A 14,845-nucleotide genomic window follows, 5' to 3' on the forward strand; every position below is an offset into this window, starting at 1 on the left:
TTCGGTCAGAATTTCGGCATGCCGAAATTTTTCCCGAATGGGGGCCGTGCGAGTAGTGGTGTGCCGCCGGTGCGGCGCGAGTGGCTGCCGCAGAACCGTTACGGCTCTGTGGCAACTCGGAGAACACTACACGATCAAGCGGTGCGACGCGGAGGGGGTCCCGTCACTACTTCGCCCGTCACGCCGCCGGGCGGGCCGTACGGCGCGGCGGGCGGTTGCGGCGCGGGCGGCGGCGCGACTTGTTCGGGCCGCCCGACGACGAGGCCGGGGTCGCGGCCGGCGTGGGGACCGTGAGGACCACCGGGACGCCGGAGGGGGTGCGGGCGCCGGTTATGTCGGTCAGGGAGGTGTGGCCCGGGTGGACCTTGGTCGTGGTGGGGGTGATCTTGGCCCGGGACAGCAGACGGGTCATGTCGCGGCGCTGGTCCGGGGTGACCAGCGTGACGACCGTGCCGGACTCGCCGGCCCGGGCGGTGCGGCCGCCGCGGTGCAGGTAGTCCTTGGGCTCGGTCGGCGGGTCGACGTTCACCACGAGGTCGAGGCCGTCGATGTGGATGCCGCGGGCGGCCACGTTCGTGGCGATGAGCGCCGTGGCATGGCCCGTACGGAACTGTTCGAGGGTGCGGGTGCGCTGGGGCTGGGACTTGCCGCCGTGCAGCGCCGCGGCCCGTACGCCCTGGGCCAGGAGGTGCTTGGTCAGGCGGTCGGCGCCGCGCTTGGTGTCGACGAACATGATCACGCGGCCGTCGCGGGCGGCGATCTCGGTCACGGTCGCGCGCTTGTCGGTGTCGGCCACGTACAGGATGTGGTGGTCCATGGTGGTGACGGTCGCGGCGGACGGGTCCACGGAGTGGGTGACCGGGTCGGTCAGGAAGCGGCGGACCAGCTTGTCGACGTTGCGGTCCAAGGTGGCGGAGAACAGCATCCGCTGTCCGTCCGGGGCGACCTTCTCCAGGAGCCTGGTGACCTGCGGCAGGAAGCCCATGTCGGTCATCTGGTCGGCCTCGTCCAGGACGGTGATGGCGACCTTGTCCAGGGAGCAGGCGCGGCGGTCCAGCAGGTCGGCGAGCCGGCCGGGGGTGGCGACCAGGACCTCGACGCCCTTGCGCAGGGCCTCGACCTGCCGGTTGATGGAGGTGCCGCCGACGACGACGGTCGCGCGCAGGCGCAGCGCCGCGAGGTAGGGGGCCAGGGAGTCGCTGACCTGGGTGGCCAGTTCCCGGGTGGGGACGAGGACGAGGGCGAGCGGGCGCTTGCTCTCGGCGCGCTGTCCTGCCGTACGGCTCAAAAGCGGGAGGCCGAAGGCCAGGGTCTTGCCGGACCCGGTCCTGCCGCGGCCGAGGACGTCACGTCCGGCGAGGGCGTCGGGGATGGTGGCGGCCTGGATGGGGAACGGCTCGGTGACACCTTGCGCGGCCAGCGCGGTGCGGAGCTGGGGTGCCAGCGACAGCTCGTCGAAGGAGACGGCGGGCGTCTGGCTGGGGGTGCTCGGTCGCGGCGCGGTGGCTCGTGTCACTGAAGGCCCTTCTTAGGTGCGGCAGGGATGGAGGGTGGGTGGAACGAGGCTGCGGGGCGGCGACAAGGTGCCGGTCATACGGAGACGGACGGGACCCGCACCAATTGGCCGGTGCGGGCCCCGTCCGCGCGAGCGTGGTGACGCTCAGTACGCCTCAGTGCGTTCCACTGCGTCTCAAGGACGGCTCAGTACGCCGAGAACGTGATGCTCGGATCGTCAGAGGGTGACGATGTTCTCCGCCTGCGGGCCCTTGGGGCCCTGGGCGACGTCGAACTGGACCTTCTGGCCCTCGAGCAGCTCACGGAAGCCGGTCGACTGGATGTTGGAGTAGTGGGCGAACACGTCGGGGCCGCCACCGTCCTGCTCCAGGAAGCCGAAGCCCTTCTCCGAGTTGAACCACTTCACGGTGCCAGTAGCCATGTTTTTCTCCTTCATGGGGCAAACCAGAGACCGCACTGCGCGGCCTCCGCGTCGCCGAGATGATTGCCCCACACCGGGCCGGGGCCCGGAAACCGGAACGAGGTCCGGAAAACAGACAACGCCTGGGGCTACCAGCCTCCAGGCGCGCACAAAGTTCATGGGTACCACAACTGCAACGCATCCAACGTAACACAGACGGCGCCCGGGCCGCCTCGTGGTTCTCTGCCGCACGATGGGGGCGGTCACTGGTTGGGCGGGGACTCGTCGTAGAAGACCTTGGTGGTGATCTTGCCGTCGCGGGTCAGATAGCCGTGCAGCAGGCCTTCGCTGCTGTGCGGGGCGTCGAAGGTGCCGTCGGGGGCCAGGGCGATCACGCCGCCGGTGCCGCCCAGCGCGGGCAGCCGCTCGACCAGGACCCGGTACGCGGCGGTGGCCAGGTCGGCGCCGCCGAACTCGATGAGGTTCGAGATCGTGCCGGTGGCGGCGCCGCGGATGAAGACCTCGCCGGCGCCGGTCGCGCTGGCGGCGACGGTGGCGTTCTTGGCGTAGGTGCCCGCGCCGATGACGGGTGAGTCGCCGACGCGGCCCGCCATCTTGTTGACCAGTCCCCCGGTGGAGGTCGCGGCGGCCAGGTCGCGGCGGCGGTCGGTCGCCACGGCGCCGACGGTGCCCTGGGTGTCCCCGGCGTCCTGGGCCTTCGGGGCGGTGGGGGCGGGGCCGCGGCCCTTGGCCTTCATCAGCTCGTCCCAGCGGTGCTGGGTCCAGTAGTAGTCCTGGGTGACGGTGGGCAGGCCGCCGCGGGCCGCGAAGTCGTCGGCGCCCTCGCCGGAGAGCATGACGTGCCGGGTCTTCTCCATCACCAGGCGGGCGGCGGAGACGGGGTTGCGTACGTTGCGGACTGCTGCGACCGCGCCGGCGGCCAGGTCGGAGCCGCGCATGATCGAGGCGTCCAGCTCGTGGCCGGCGTCCTCGGTGAAGACCGCGCCCCGGCCCGCGTTGAACAGTTCGTTGTCCTCCATCGAGCGCACCGCGGCCTCGACGGCGCGCACGCTGCTGCCGCCGTTGCGCAGCACCTTGTGGCCCGCGCGCAGGGCGTCGGTCAGGCCCTGTCTGAGGGCCCTGGCCCGCTCGGGGTCGGCGCTCTCCCGCTTCAGGGCGCCGCCCGCGCCGCCGTGTACGGCCAGCAGGACGTCGTGGGCGTCCGGGCGGGGTGTGGTGCGCATGGGGGCGGCCTTGGCGTGGGGTGCGGGCGGGGCGGCGGGGGCGGGCTCGGCTGCCCGGGTGTGCGGTGCGCTTGAGGCGGCCGAGGCGGTGTCGCCGTGGGGGATTCCGGTCAGAAGGGCGGCGGTGGCCGCCGCCGCGGCGCACAGGGCCGTCATCGCTGATCTCGTACGCAGATGCATGACTGTCGTCAACTCCCGCGGTTGCGGCGGAGATTGGGTGAGTGTGCATCATCAGCAGACGGGGCTGCGGGGGCGCAAGGGTGCCGGGCGGACGGCGAAAACGGCGGGAGTCAGGCGGTGCGGAAGACCTCCGCCAGGAGAAAGGCCAGGTCCAGGCATGCGGTCGAGTCGTCGTCGGTGAGGTCCAGGTGGATGCCGCCGGGGTGGGTGCCCAGGGCCTGGTGGACCTCGACGAAGCCGCGTACCTCCTCCAGGGCGGTGCCGGTGGTGGCGGGGCCGCCGTGTGCCGGGGCGCAGACCCAGCAGACCCGGGCGCCCTGCGCCCGCACCTTCTCCACCAGGTCCGGCAGTACGTCGCGGATGCGCTCGGCGCCGGTCCGCACCACGAAGGTCAGCCGCCCCGGCTCGCGCCGGGGATCCAGCCGGTCCAGGTGGGTCAGGGCAGTGGCGGCGGTGGCGGCGGTGGCGGCGGGGCCGAGGTCGACGGCGACGGGGTTGCGGGTCAGACAGAGGTGTTCGAGGAGGGCGTCGTCCAGGGTGTGCCGGCGCTCGTCGAGCCACAGCAGGTGGCCGCTGGTGGCGTACGGCGCGCGGGTGTGCGGGTCGATGCGGGTCAGGGCGGACTCGTAGCCCAGCAGCCGGGGCTCGTGGGAGGCGAAGAACTCCGCGGTGCCCAGGGCGCCGGTGTCCACGCCGCAGGCGCGCATGAAGGACAGGGCGCGCTCGATCTCGTCGGCCAGGTCCTCGTAGCGTGCGCCGGCCGGGGAGCGGGCCACGAATCCGCGGTTCCAGGCGTGTACCTGGCGCAGGTCGGCGAAGCCTCCGGCGGTCAGGGCGCGCAGGAGATTGAGGGACATCGCGGAGGACTCGTACATCCGCAGGACGCGGGACGGGGCCGCGGTGGCGGGGCGGGAGGCGGCGTACGGCCCGGCCAGTCTGCCGGTCTTGACGACGGGCATGGCGGTGGCGTGGGTGAGGACGACGGCCATCTGCAGCAGCCTGCGCAGCTGTCCGCGCAGGGCGTCGGCGGTGGTGGGGCCGCGGCGGGCTCCGTGCCGGTCCGTGCCGCGGGCGCGGTCCCCGTCGCCGCCGTGGAGGAGGAAGGCCTCGCCGCGGGCCACGGCGGCCAGCCGGTGGCGCAGCAGATCGCACTCGGCGGTGAAGACCAGGGGCGGGAGGTGGGCCAGGCGGGCGATGGGATGGAGTTCCTCAAGGTGCCGGCGGGGTGTGGAGTTCTTCGCGTTCTGGAACATGTGGGTCTGCTCCGGTGGTGAAGAGGGAATGCGGCAGCTGTGGGGGAATCTGCGAGAAAAGGGAATGCGGTGGCCGTGGTCCCTCCACTGCAATTCATCGCGCGCACCCGGTCAAGCATTCCGGGAATGGACCGCATCGGTCATCGGGGATTGGTCTGGCAGTTGCTCGCCGTGAACTGTTTCGCTGGCCGGGCGCCGTCAACCGTGCCGCATTCCCGAGGAGTTCACCATGCGCGGACCCTTTCCCCGACCTTCGCCGATCGCTGTGCGGGTCACCGCCGAGGAGCTGGCGCCGCACGATCCCCTCGATCTGTACGTACGGCTGCGCCGCACGCTGCCCGCCCAGGACGTCTACCTCTTCGAGAGCGTCGACGGCGCCGAGGAGGACCGCAGGTGGGCCGCCGTCGGCTTCGGGCGGCTGTGCGAGATCAGGGTGCACGGCGGGTGCGGGGATGCAGGCGGGTCCGGTGGCGGGACGGAGGCCGGGCCCGGGTGGATCGACATCGACGGGCTGCCCGCCGTAGGAGAGGCGCTGGCCGCGGTGGCGGGCGGGCTCGGGGCGGCGGTGGAGGCCGCCCCCTCCCCCGGTGTCACCCGGCTGCGGCACTCGGGCCCGGAGCAGATGTGGGCGCTGCTGGCCGCGGCGCAGCGGCTGTTCTCGGTGCGTACGGAGCTGCCGCGGGACGGGTTCTGCTTCGGGTTCCTGACCTGTCTGGCCTACGAGTCGGTCTGGCACATGGAGTCGCTGCCGCGGCGCACCAAGGCGGCGCGCGGGCCCGATGTCACGCTGACGCTGTTCCGGGACACGGTGTGGTACGACCTGGCGTCCGGTGCGGTGCGTCAACTGCGGGCGCACGGCGCCTCGTTGCCGGACGGCGGCCACGGGGTCGATGTCGCCGCGCTGGCCCGGGAGGCGGGCGCGGCGGGCCGGACGGACGGCGCGCCCGCGGCGCCCGTCCCGCTGTCGGTGCGCGACAGCGTGGACCGCGCGACGTTCCTGGGGTGGGCGGCGCGCTGCCTGGAGCACATCCGCGTCGGCGACATCTACCAGATCCAGATCGGCCACCGCATCGACGTGACGACCGCGTTGACGCCGGTGGAGGTCTACCGGCGGCTGCGGCGGCGCAACCCTTCCCCGTACATGTATCTGATGCCGCGGGCCGGACGCACGCTGATCGGCGCCAGCCCCGAGCTGTACTTCCGCATCGAGGGCGGGCGGATCGTGATGCGGCCCATCGCGGGCACGGCCCGGCGCGGCCGGGACGAGGAGGAGAACCAGCTGCGGGTCAAGGAGATGCGCACCAGCACCAAGGAGCAGGCCGAGCACATCATGCTGGTGGACCTGTGCCGCAACGACATCGGCCGGGTGTGCAGGCCCAGCCCCCGCCCGGTGGAGCGGCTGATGGCCGTGGAGGGCTACTCGCACGTCTTCCATCTGGTCTCGACGGTCTCCGGGGAGCTGGAGGCGGGCGTGGACACCTGGCGGGCGGTGCGCGCGACCTTTCCCGCGGGGACGATGACCGGTGCGCCCAAGGTGCGCGCGATGGAGATCATCGACTCTCTGGAGCGGGAGCCGCGCGGGAGTTACGCGGGCGCGGTGGGGCTGGTGGACGTACGCGGCTTCAGTGAGCTGGCGCTGTGCATCCGCACCATCGAGTACGACGGGGGCACCTACTCCACGCAGAGTTCGGCGGGGATGGTGGCGCAGTCGGTGCCCGAGGCGGAGTGGCGGGAGACGCTGGCGAAGATGGGGGCCGCCTACTGGGCTCTGACGGGGCGGGAGTTGACGGCGTGAGCAGGGGGAACGGCGTGAACGGGGTGAGGAACGTGACGGGGGCGATCGGGGTGCAGGGGGACGAAGTGGGCGCAGTTGAGGTGCTGTTGATCGATGCGTACGACAGTTTTGTGCACATCATCGATCAGTACCTGCGCACGCTAGGGGCGCGTACGCGGGTCGTACGGTCCCTGACGCACAGCCCGCGGGAGCTGGCGGCGGGCGCGCCGGACGCGGTGGTGCTCGGGCCGGGCCCCGGGCATCCGGCCGAGTCGGGCCATGTCGAGCTGGTACGGGAGTTCGCCGGGCGCGTCCCCGTGCTGGGGGTGTGCCTGGGGCACCAGGCGATCGCGCTGGCGTACGGCGGGCGGGTGGAGGTGGCGCGGCAGGTGATGCACGGGCGGACCAGTACGGTGCGGCACGACGGCGCCGGGATCTTCCAGGGCCTGGGGCGCACCGTGGAGGCCACCCGCTATCACTCGCTGATCGTGGCCGAGCCGCTGCCGCGGGAGCTGGTCAGGACGGCGGTGTCCACCGATCACGGGTATGTGATGGGGATGCGGCACCGGTCGCTGCCGGTGGAGGGCGTGCAGTTCCATCCGGAGAGCGTGATGACGGCGGGCGGGCTGCGGATGATGCGCACCTTCCTTTCGGGGTGCGGGAGGCGAAGCCGTACGGGCCGCATGGTCCCGGCGGGCGCATCCGCTCCGGTCGTCAGCGGATCCGGACCGTCGGGAGGCCGCCCAGCGCTTTGACGGCCTCGGTGACGCCGGAGCGCGGCAGGTGGGCGTGGCCGACCACCAGGGCGGGCGCGTCGGGGCGCGGGCGGACGTGGAAGGCCGCGCCGCCGCGCACCAGGACCGAGCGGCGCAGCGCGCCGGCCACCACCGCCGCCTCGTCGGTGTGCCGGGGCAACCGGACGTAGGCGTGCAGCCCGGCGGCGGGGCCCAGGACGCGGGCGCCGGGCAGGTGTTTGCGCACGGCCTCGTCCAGAGCCTCCCTGCGGCCGCGGCACAGGTCGCGCAGCCGCCGCAGATGGCGGTCGAAGTGGCCGCTGGCGAGGAGTTCGGCGAAGGCTAGCTGGGTGAAGGAGTCGCTGCCCAGGTCGTGTCCGGCGCGTACCCGCAGCAGCTGGTCCAGCAGGCGCCGGGGGGCCGCGAGCCATCCCAGGCGCAGGCCGGGGGCGAGGGTCTTGCTGACGGTGCCGGCGTAGACGATGTGGTCGGGGGCCAGGCGCTGCAGGGCCAGTTGGCGGGCGCCGCGCTCGTAGGACAGGCCGCCCTCGTAGTCGTCCTCGATGATCCAGCCGCCGGTGTCGCGGACCCAGCGGACCAGGGCGGCGCGGCGCTGTGCGGACAAAGCGACGCCGGTGGGGAACTGGTGGGCAGGGGTGACCAGTACGGCCCGTACACCGGCGGCGGCCAGCGCGGCGACGTCGATGCCCTCCTCGTCGACCGGGACCGGCACCGGGCACATGCCGCTCTCCTGGATGAACCGCCGCTGGCGGGGGTGCCCCGGGTCCTCCACGCCGATCCCGGTGACGCCCTGGCCCGGGAGGACGGCGCACAGCAGGCTGAGGGCCTGGGCGAAGCCGGCGACCACCATCACCTGGTCGGCGCCGGCCCGTACGCCGCGCACCCGCCCCAGGTAGCGGGCGAGTTCGACGCGCAGTTCGGGCAGGCCGGACAGCGGCGGGTAGCCGTGGCCGGGCGCCCCGAACTGCGCGGCGGCGCAGTGCAGGGCGCGCTGGTAGCAGGTGAGCCACTCGCGGCGCGGAAAGGCCGGGGCGGCGCGGCCCCCGGTGCGCAGGTCCCAGCGCACGGGCGGCACTTGGCCCTCGTCCAGCAGGGTGGGGACGACCGGTTCGCGGGTCAGGTGGTGCACCACGCGGGTGCCGGAGCCCTGTGCCGCCTCCAGGTAGCCCTCGGCGACGAGCTGCCCGTACGCCTCCACGACCACGCTGCGCGAGACGTTCAGGTCGCCGGCGAGACGGCGGCTGGAGGGCAGGCGGGTACCCGGGTGCAGTATTCCGTCGGCTATTTCCTGCTTGATGAATCGCTGGATCTGGGAGGTCAGGGAATCCTCGGAATCCCGGACGACCTCCACCGCTATGTGCAGGGCCACGGCCCTCCCCCTCGGATTGCGTATGCGGTGACCGGTTATCGGCGACGGGCCATGAGAGATCGGCGGTCCGCCCGTCGGAGATCGCCGGAAGTGGACCGTAGTTCTGCGCGGTCAGTGGTCTGGAAAGCGCCTTCGGCCCTTCGCAGACTGGACGCGTCCCCGTCCTCCGGTGCCGTTCGAGGAGCATCTCCGTGACTGCCGAACCGCAGATCCGTAAGTGGCCGGAATTGCTGAACGCGCTGCTGGAGGGCAGAAATCTGTCCGCCCGGGACACCGCCTGGGCCATGGACGAGGTGATGGCGGGCAGCGCGGGCCCGGCCCGGATGGCGGGGCTGCTGGTCGCGCTGCGCGCCAAGGGCGAGACCGTCGAGGAGATCGAGGGCCTGGTGAGCGCGATGCTCGCGCACGCCGTACCGCTGGAGGTGCCGGGCCCCGTGCTGGACATCGTCGGCACCGGCGGCGACGGCTCGGGCAGCGTCAACATCTCCACGATGGGCGCGGTGGTGGCGGCCGGCGCCGGGGCGCGGGTGGTCAAGCACGGCAACCGCGCCGCCTCCTCGTGCTGCGGCTCGGCCGATGTCCTGGAGGCGCTGGGCATCCCGCTGGACCTGGCGGTGCGGGACGTCGGCGAGGTGGCCGCGGAGAGCGGGATCACCTTCTGCTTCGCGCCGGTGTTCCACCCCGCGATGCGGCACGCCGCGGCGCCGCGCCGCGAGCTGGGCATCCGTACGGTCTTCAACGCGCTGGGCCCGCTGGCCAATCCGGCCGCGCCCGCCGCCCAGGCGATCGGGGTGGCCGACGCGCGGATGGCACCGCTGCTGGCGGGCGTACTGGCCAAGCGGGGCACCTCCGCGCTGGTCTTCCGGGGGGACGACGGCATGGACGAGCTGACCGTCACCACTACCTCCACGGTCTGGTCGGTCAGCGGCCACGACGTACGCACCGAGCGCTTCGACCCGCGCGACATCGGTATGGCGTACGCCTCGCTCGACGCGCTGCGCGGCGGGGACCGGGCCCACAACGCGCGGGTGGCCCACGAGGTCTTCGCGGGGGCGCGGGGGCCGGTACGCGATGCGGTGCTGCTGTCGGCGGCGGCGGGGCTGGTGGCACTGGACGGGGTGTCCCGGCCCGCCGGTGGCGAGCGGGCGTTGGAGAGCGGTACGCCGGCGCCGCTGACCGAGCGGCTGGCGGCCGGGGTGGCGCGGGCCGCCGCTGCGGTGGATTCGGGGGCGGCGGCGGCCGTCCTGGAGCACTGGAGCGCCGTCTGCGCCAAGCACGCCCATGGGGGCTGACCGGGCGGCGGGCTAGCGGGAGCCGGGGCGGTGGGCGCGGCCGGCGCCGGGGGCGGCCGGTGCGCCCGGTGCGGGCCGGGCGCCCGCCGCCACCAGGGCGGCGACCGCTTCGCGGGGGCGGCCGTCGGTGACCACCGATTCGCCCACCAGCACCGCGTCCGCCCCGAGCGCGGCGTAGCGGGCGGCGTCCTCGGGGCCGCGGATGCCCGACTCGGCGATGCGTACGGTGCCCTGCGGCAGGCCGGGCGCGATGCGCTCGAAGGCCGTGCGGTCCACCTGCAGGGTGCGCAGATCGCGGGCGTTGACGCCGACGACCCGGGCGCCCAGTGCCACGGCCCGCGCCGCCTCCTGCTCGTCGTGCACCTCCACCAGCGGGGTCAGGCCGATCTTTGCTGCCAGGGCGGCGAGTTCGGCCAGCAGGGGCTGCTCCAGCGCGGCGACGATGAGCAGCGCCAGGTCGGCGCCGTGCGCCCGCGCCTCCCACAGCTGGTAGGGGTCGACGACGAAGTCCTTGCGCAGGAGCGGGACTTCGACCTCGGCACGGACCGCCGCCAGGTCCTCCAGGCTGCCGCCGAAGCGGCGCCGCTCGGTCAGGACGCTGATCGCCGTGGCACCGCCCGCCTCATAGGCCGCGGCCAGCGCCGCCGGGTCGCCGATCTCGGCCAGTGCGCCCTTGGAGGGGCTGGAGCGCTTGACCTCGGCGATCACCTTCAGCCCGGCCGTGCCGTCCAGCAGGGCGGCGCAGTCCCGTACGGGCCCCGCGGCCTCGGCCCGCGGCCGTAACGCGCTCTCGGGGACGCGGCTTCGGCGCTCGGCCAGATCGGCCCGTACGCCCTCGATGATGCTGTCCAGTACGTTCATGGCCGGCCTCTCCCCCCGCCGCCGCGGCACCGTGCCACCCGGCCCTGCGGCGGGACGCGAAGCGGCACGGGCGGCAGGAAACGAAGCGTACGTCCGGCGCGCCCGGCCTGGCCCCTGACGGGAGAAACCAGCAGGTTACGCGGGGTGAGAGGGGTGGGGCAGGGGTGGCCGGGGGGAGGGGCCGGGCGCCCGTGTCAGGGCACGACGACGGACGTGATCAGGAGGTCCTGGCCGGCCAGCCAGCGGCCCGCGAAGACGTCCGGGGCGCGGGAGGGGCGGCCCGTGTCGTCCGTGCCGTCCCTGTCCTGCTTGAGGATGCGGGCGGTGAAGGTGCGGGCGGCCGCGTCGAAGGTGACCGAGGCGTCCTCGAAGGAGAGCCAGGTGTGGGTCAGCGGGTACCACGCCTTGTAGACGGCCTCCTTGGCGCAGAACAGCAGGCGGTCCCAGCAGATGCCGGGGTGGGTGCGCACGAGCGCGGTGTGCCGGTCGCGTTCGCCGGGGACGGTGACGGCCTCCAGCACGCCCTCCTTCAGGGGGCCGTGCGGCTCGGCGTCGATGCCCAGGGAGCGCAGTGCGTCCCGGGGGGCCACCGCCGCGGCGCGGTATCCCTGACAGTGCGTCATGCTCCCCACGATGCCCTCCGGCCAGCGTGGCGCGCCCTTGGGGTCGGGGAGGAGGGGTGCGGGCGGCACGCCGAGGGTTCCCAGGGCGCGGCGGGCGCAGTCGCGGACCGTGGTGAACTCGCGGCGCCGCTTGGGCACCGCGCGGGTTATCAGGGCCGCTTCCTCCGGGAAGAGCCCGCCCTCGGGCACGTCCGCGAACGCCTCGACCGCGGTCACCTTCACCGGCAGGATCGTCTCGATCATGCCGGGGAGCCTACGTCCCGCGCCCGTACCCCTGGGGCGGTGGGGTGCGGGCGTGGGATGCGCACGCGGGCGTACGGGTCGTGGGCGTACGGGGAGCGGTCGGGCGGGGTCAGCCGTTGCCCAGCAGGCGCGACCACCAGGAGCCGTCCGGGGCGGCGGGGGCGGGCTGCTGGGGCTCCGGGGCGGGGGCGGCCTCCGGGAGGGGCTCCGAGCGGGGCGGGGCGGTAAGAGCGGAGCCCGTGCCCCGGCCCGTGGCGGGCTTGGGGGTGAAGCGCACCGGCAGCTCGACCAGATAGCGGTTCATCAGGGGCGAGGTGAAGCGCAGTTCGTACTCGGGGACGGCCAGCCGGATGTCCGGGAGGCGGCTGAGCAGCAGGTCGATGCCGGTGTCGGCGATCGCCCGGCCCATGTCCTGGCCCGGGCACTCGTGCGGGCCGCCGCTGAAGGCGAGGTGCGAGCGGTTGCCGTGCACCGGCGCGGTCAGGTCGGGCCGGATCTCCGGGTCGGTGTTTCCCGCGGAGATGCCCAGCAGCAGCATGTCGCCCGCCCTGATGTGCTGTCCGCCCAGCACGGTGTCGCCGGTGGCCCAGCGCCCCAGCATCGTGTGCAGCGGCGGCTCGTCCCACAGGACCTGCTCCAGGGCGTCGGGCAGGGTCATGTGGCCGCCGGAGAGGCTGGCCCTGAAGCGCCGGTCGGTCAGCACCATCCGCAGGGCGTTCGCTATCAGGTTGGCGGTGGTCTCGTAGCCGAGGATGAGGACCAGCCGCAGGTGCTCGACGGCCTCCTCGTCGGTGAGCCGGGAGGGGTGCTCCAGGAGCCAGCTGGCGAAGTCACGGCCGGGGGTGGCCCGTTTGCTGTCCACGAGGGCGCTCAGGGTGTCGGCGATGTAGGCGTTGCTGGCGACCGCGGTCTCGGTGCCCTTGTTCATGTCGCGGACGGCCTGCAGCAGTTGGGGGCCGTACGACTCGGGCATGCCGACCATCTGCGTCAGGACGAGCATGGGCAGGCGCTCGGCGAACCGGCCGACCAGGTCGGCCTGTCCGGCCCCGGAGAACTCGTCGATCAGCTGGCCCGCGAACCGGGCCACATAGCGGCGGATGCCGCGCCGGTCGAAGCGCTCCATGGAGTCCGTCACCGCGGCGCGCAGCCGCTCGTGCTCGGCGCCGTCGACGTGGTTGCAGCCCGGCTGCCAGGCGGCGACGGGGCTGAGGGGGTGGTCCGGGGGGACGTTGCCCTCCTGCATGTCGCGCCAGTTGCGCGAGTCGTGGGAGAAGCGGGAGGGGGTACGGACCACGTCGAGGTTCTCGCGGTGGCCCAGCACCAGCCAGGCGGGGAGGTCGCCGGGCACCAGCACCGGCGCCACCTGGCCGTGTTCGGCGCGCAGCTTCTCGTACAGGCCCTTGAGGTCGGACTCGGCCTCGGGGCCGTACAGCCGCCGCAGGCCGCCGGGCCCCAGGGGGCCCAGGTCCGGGGCCGCGGCCGTGTCCAGGCCCGGGCCGTGCGCCGGGCAGCCGGGCGGCGGGGCCAGGGACGCCTGGGGAGAGGGGCCCATAGGCCGGTCCGGGTACGGGGTGGGGGGCGGTGTGCTCACGATGACTCCTTGGTCCTTAAGCCACGGCGAGGGAGTGGAGATAGCGCATCAGCGTCATCAGGACGTCACGGCTGGAGGTGCGCAGCCTTGCGTCGCATTCGACGATGGGCACCTCGGCGGGCAGGTCGAGCGCGCCCCGCAGCTCCTCGATGGGGTAACCGGGGGCTTCGGGGAAGGAGTTGACGGCGACGACGAAGGGCACGCCGCGCTCCTCCAGGCGCCCGATGACGTCGAAGCTGACCTCCAGGCGCCGGGTGTCGACGAGCACCACCGCGCCCAGCGCACCGTCGAACAGGCCGTTCCACAGGAACCAGAAGCGCTGCTGGCCCGGGGTGCCGAAGAGGTAGAGCACCAGTTCCTCGTTGAGGCTGATGCGGCCGAAGTCCATGGCGACGGTGGTGGAGGTCTTGCGCTCGATGCCCGCGATGTCGTCCACGCCGACGCCGGCCTGGGTCATCGTCTCCTCGGTGGTCAGCGGGCGGATCTCGCTCACCGATCCCACCAGGGTCGTCTTGCCGACCCCGAATCCGCCTACGATCACCACCTTCACCGCGGCGGCGGCCGTCTCGGGCAGTTCGTCCTCGCTCCGCGGTCCGACGACAGTGCCGGAGCTCGCCTCAGAGCTTTTGAAGTCCATGGATCACCGCCTCAATCAGGGAACGGTCGGGGAGTTGGGCCGGCGGGACGGGCGCCCGCGCCACGACCCTGCCGTCGGCCAGCAGGTCACCGAGAAGGACGGTGACCACGCTGACCGGCAGCTGCATATAGGCGGACAGCTCCGCCACGGACAGCGGGGAGTGGCACAGCCGCATGATCGCGGCCTGCTCGGGCTGCATCCCCGGCCTGGGCCCGGATTTCGCCACGATCAGGGTGACCAGGTCCAGTGGGGCGGTGCTGCCGGAGCTGCCGCTGCGCCCGCCGGTGATCACATAGAGGCGTTCCGGGCTCTGATCCTCCCAGTCGTCGCCCGCACCCCCATCGGGTCCTGCGTTCATACGGCCTGTCCGTCGTGGCGCGGCGGGCTGCTGAGGTGCTCACCGATGCGCGCCACCAGATCCCGCATCCGCTGCCCGATGAGACCCGCGTCCACACCCTCGTCGGCGAGCACCGCCAGGTACGCGCCGGCGCCCGCGGCCATCAAGTAGAAGAAGCCGCCGTCCAGTTCGATGACGACCATCCGCATCCGGCCGTCACTGTGCGGGAATTCGGCGGAGACCGCACCCGCCAGGCTCTGCAGTCCGGCGCAGGCGGCGGCCAGCCGGTCGGCGGTGTCGGTCTCCGTGCCGTACTGGGCCATGCGCAGGCCGTCCGAGGACAGCACGATGACGTGACGGGTCTGCGGAACGCTCTCCGCGAGGTCCTTGAGCATCCAGTCCATGTTGGGCCGGTGCTGAATCATGGCTACTCACTCTTTTCCGACGACTCGTCACTGTGGTCACGGGCAGTAGGCGCGGTGGGGCTCTCACCGGACAGACCGCTTTGGAACGCGGCCAGCCACATACCGGGCGGCTGGGCGGGCGGTGCGCTCTCGGCCGCGGGCCGGGGCGCGGCGGCGGCCGGGGCGGGCGCGGGGGCCTCGGCGGCGGTCAGGGTCTTGCGGCGCCGCTGCGGGAGTCCGCCCGGGGTCCGCTCGGTCACCACTGGCACGTCCTCATGGGTGTCCTCGTGGGCGGCGCGGGCCGGGGCCTGCGCCGGGAGGAGCGGCCGGGCGGCCGGCGGCGCGGCGGGGGCGGGCTGCCCGGGGG

Annotated in this window: 14 protein-coding genes and 1 pseudogene; 3 read left to right on the forward strand and 12 right to left on the reverse strand. The window is 73.4% G+C overall.

The window, feature by feature from the left end; genetic code table 11:
* Nucleotides 1-178 precede the first annotated feature (178 nt).
* From AC4IJH_RS41605 to AC4IJH_RS41620, 4 genes are all read right to left on the reverse strand, one after another.
* Nucleotides 179-1,516 carry a DEAD/DEAH box helicase gene (locus AC4IJH_RS41605; RefSeq protein ID WP_490857240.1) on the reverse strand — a complete coding sequence of 446 codons (1,338 nt, stop codon included), beginning with the start codon at nucleotides 1,514-1,516 and terminating at the stop codon, nucleotides 179-181.
* Nucleotides 1,517-1,732: 216 nt separating this feature from the next.
* Nucleotides 1,733-1,936, reverse strand: coding sequence for a cold-shock protein (locus AC4IJH_RS41610; RefSeq protein ID WP_490857241.1), 204 nt, complete (start codon nucleotides 1,934-1,936; stop codon nucleotides 1,733-1,735).
* A gap of 242 nt (nucleotides 1,937-2,178) precedes the next feature.
* Nucleotides 2,179-3,315 (reverse strand): isoaspartyl peptidase/L-asparaginase family protein, encoded by a 1,137-nt coding sequence (locus AC4IJH_RS41615; RefSeq protein ID WP_490857242.1) that lies wholly within the window; start codon nucleotides 3,313-3,315, stop codon nucleotides 2,179-2,181.
* Nucleotides 3,316-3,449: 134 nt separating this feature from the next.
* On the reverse strand, nucleotides 3,450-4,592 hold the full coding sequence (locus AC4IJH_RS41620; RefSeq protein ID WP_490857243.1) for a 3-deoxy-7-phosphoheptulonate synthase: 1,143 nt from the start codon (nucleotides 4,590-4,592) through the stop codon (nucleotides 3,450-3,452).
* A gap of 229 nt (nucleotides 4,593-4,821) precedes the next feature.
* On the opposite strand from AC4IJH_RS41620, the gene AC4IJH_RS41625 reads away from it, so the two are divergent.
* Together AC4IJH_RS41625 and AC4IJH_RS41630 are read left to right on the forward strand one after the other, a co-directional pair.
* On the forward strand, nucleotides 4,822-6,387 hold the full coding sequence (locus tag AC4IJH_RS41625; RefSeq protein ID WP_490857244.1) for an anthranilate synthase component I family protein: 1,566 nt from the start codon (nucleotides 4,822-4,824) through the stop codon (nucleotides 6,385-6,387).
* 32 nt (nucleotides 6,388-6,419) lie between these two features.
* A complete protein-coding gene (locus AC4IJH_RS41630; protein WP_490857245.1) occupies nucleotides 6,420-7,121 on the forward strand; it encodes an anthranilate synthase component II in 702 nt (233 codons plus the stop codon).
* Here the strand turns inward: AC4IJH_RS41630 and pdxR are convergent.
* Nucleotides 7,081-8,490 carry a MocR-like pyridoxine biosynthesis transcription factor PdxR gene (gene pdxR / locus AC4IJH_RS41635; RefSeq protein ID WP_490857246.1) on the reverse strand — a complete coding sequence of 470 codons (1,410 nt, stop codon included), beginning with the start codon at nucleotides 8,488-8,490 and terminating at the stop codon, nucleotides 7,081-7,083. The genes AC4IJH_RS41630 and pdxR overlap by 41 nt on opposite strands.
* Before the next feature lie 191 nt (nucleotides 8,491-8,681).
* Between pdxR and trpD the strand changes: the two genes are divergently transcribed.
* Nucleotides 8,682-9,782 (forward strand): anthranilate phosphoribosyltransferase, encoded by a 1,101-nt coding sequence (gene trpD, locus AC4IJH_RS41640; protein WP_490857247.1) that lies wholly within the window; start codon nucleotides 8,682-8,684, stop codon nucleotides 9,780-9,782.
* Nucleotides 9,783-9,794: 12 nt separating this feature from the next.
* Here the strand turns inward: trpD and trpC are convergent, their stop codons facing one another.
* From trpC to AC4IJH_RS41675, 7 genes and pseudogenes are all read right to left on the reverse strand, one after another.
* A complete protein-coding gene (gene trpC, locus AC4IJH_RS41645; RefSeq protein ID WP_490857248.1) occupies nucleotides 9,795-10,643 on the reverse strand; it encodes an indole-3-glycerol phosphate synthase TrpC in 849 nt (282 codons plus the stop codon).
* Nucleotides 10,644-10,837: 194 nt separating this feature from the next.
* Complete coding sequence (locus AC4IJH_RS41650; RefSeq protein WP_490857249.1) at nucleotides 10,838-11,509, reverse strand: 4'-phosphopantetheinyl transferase family protein; 672 nt, start codon at nucleotides 11,507-11,509, stop codon at nucleotides 10,838-10,840.
* Nucleotides 11,510-11,618: 109 nt separating this feature from the next.
* Entirely contained in the window at nucleotides 11,619-13,100 is a 1,482-nt protein-coding gene (locus AC4IJH_RS41655; RefSeq protein ID WP_490857250.1) for a cytochrome P450, read from the reverse strand.
* 16 nt (nucleotides 13,101-13,116) lie between these two features.
* The gene (locus tag AC4IJH_RS41660; protein ID WP_490857251.1) at nucleotides 13,117-13,737 is read right to left on the reverse strand and encodes a GTP-binding protein; all 621 of its coding nucleotides are present in this window, start codon (nucleotides 13,735-13,737) and stop codon (nucleotides 13,117-13,119) included.
* Nucleotides 13,718-14,095, reverse strand: coding sequence for a DUF742 domain-containing protein (locus tag AC4IJH_RS41665; protein ID WP_490857252.1), 378 nt, complete (start codon nucleotides 14,093-14,095; stop codon nucleotides 13,718-13,720). The genes AC4IJH_RS41660 and AC4IJH_RS41665 overlap by 20 nt, the downstream gene beginning before the upstream one ends.
* A complete protein-coding gene (locus AC4IJH_RS41670; RefSeq protein WP_227046548.1) occupies nucleotides 14,092-14,499 on the reverse strand; it encodes a roadblock/LC7 domain-containing protein in 408 nt (135 codons plus the stop codon). The genes AC4IJH_RS41665 and AC4IJH_RS41670 overlap by 4 nt, the downstream gene beginning before the upstream one ends.
* Before the next feature lie 2 nt (nucleotides 14,500-14,501).
* Nucleotides 14,502-14,845: pseudogene (locus AC4IJH_RS41675) on the reverse strand (ATP-binding protein); the annotation flags it as partial.

It is taken from the genome of Streptomyces sp. UF-297, assembly GCF_058245575.1.

Bases quoted from the DNA above. Each gene is read 5' to 3' on its own strand.
- AC4IJH_RS41610 (WP_490857241.1), bottom strand. From the start codon at position 1,936: ATGGCTACTGGCACCGTGAAGTGGTTCAACTCGGAGAAGGGCTTCGGC.
- AC4IJH_RS41615 (WP_490857242.1), bottom strand. From the start codon at position 3,315: ATGACGGCCCTGTGCGCCGCGGCGGCGGCCACCGCCGCCCTTCTGACC.
- AC4IJH_RS41620 (WP_490857243.1), bottom strand. From the start codon at position 4,592: ATGTTCCAGAACGCGAAGAACTCCACACCCCGCCGGCACCTTGAGGAA.
- AC4IJH_RS41625 (WP_490857244.1), top strand. From the start codon at position 4,822: ATGCGCGGACCCTTTCCCCGACCTTCGCCGATCGCTGTGCGGGTCACC.
- trpC (WP_490857248.1), bottom strand. From the start codon at position 10,643: ATGAACGTACTGGACAGCATCATCGAGGGCGTACGGGCCGATCTGGCC.
- AC4IJH_RS41650 (WP_490857249.1), bottom strand. From the start codon at position 11,509: ATGATCGAGACGATCCTGCCGGTGAAGGTGACCGCGGTCGAGGCGTTC.
- AC4IJH_RS41660 (WP_490857251.1), bottom strand. From the start codon at position 13,737: ATGGACTTCAAAAGCTCTGAGGCGAGCTCCGGCACTGTCGTCGGACCG.
- AC4IJH_RS41665 (WP_490857252.1), bottom strand. From the start codon at position 14,095: ATGAACGCAGGACCCGATGGGGGTGCGGGCGACGACTGGGAGGATCAG.
- AC4IJH_RS41670 (WP_227046548.1), bottom strand. From the start codon at position 14,499: ATGATTCAGCACCGGCCCAACATGGACTGGATGCTCAAGGACCTCGCG.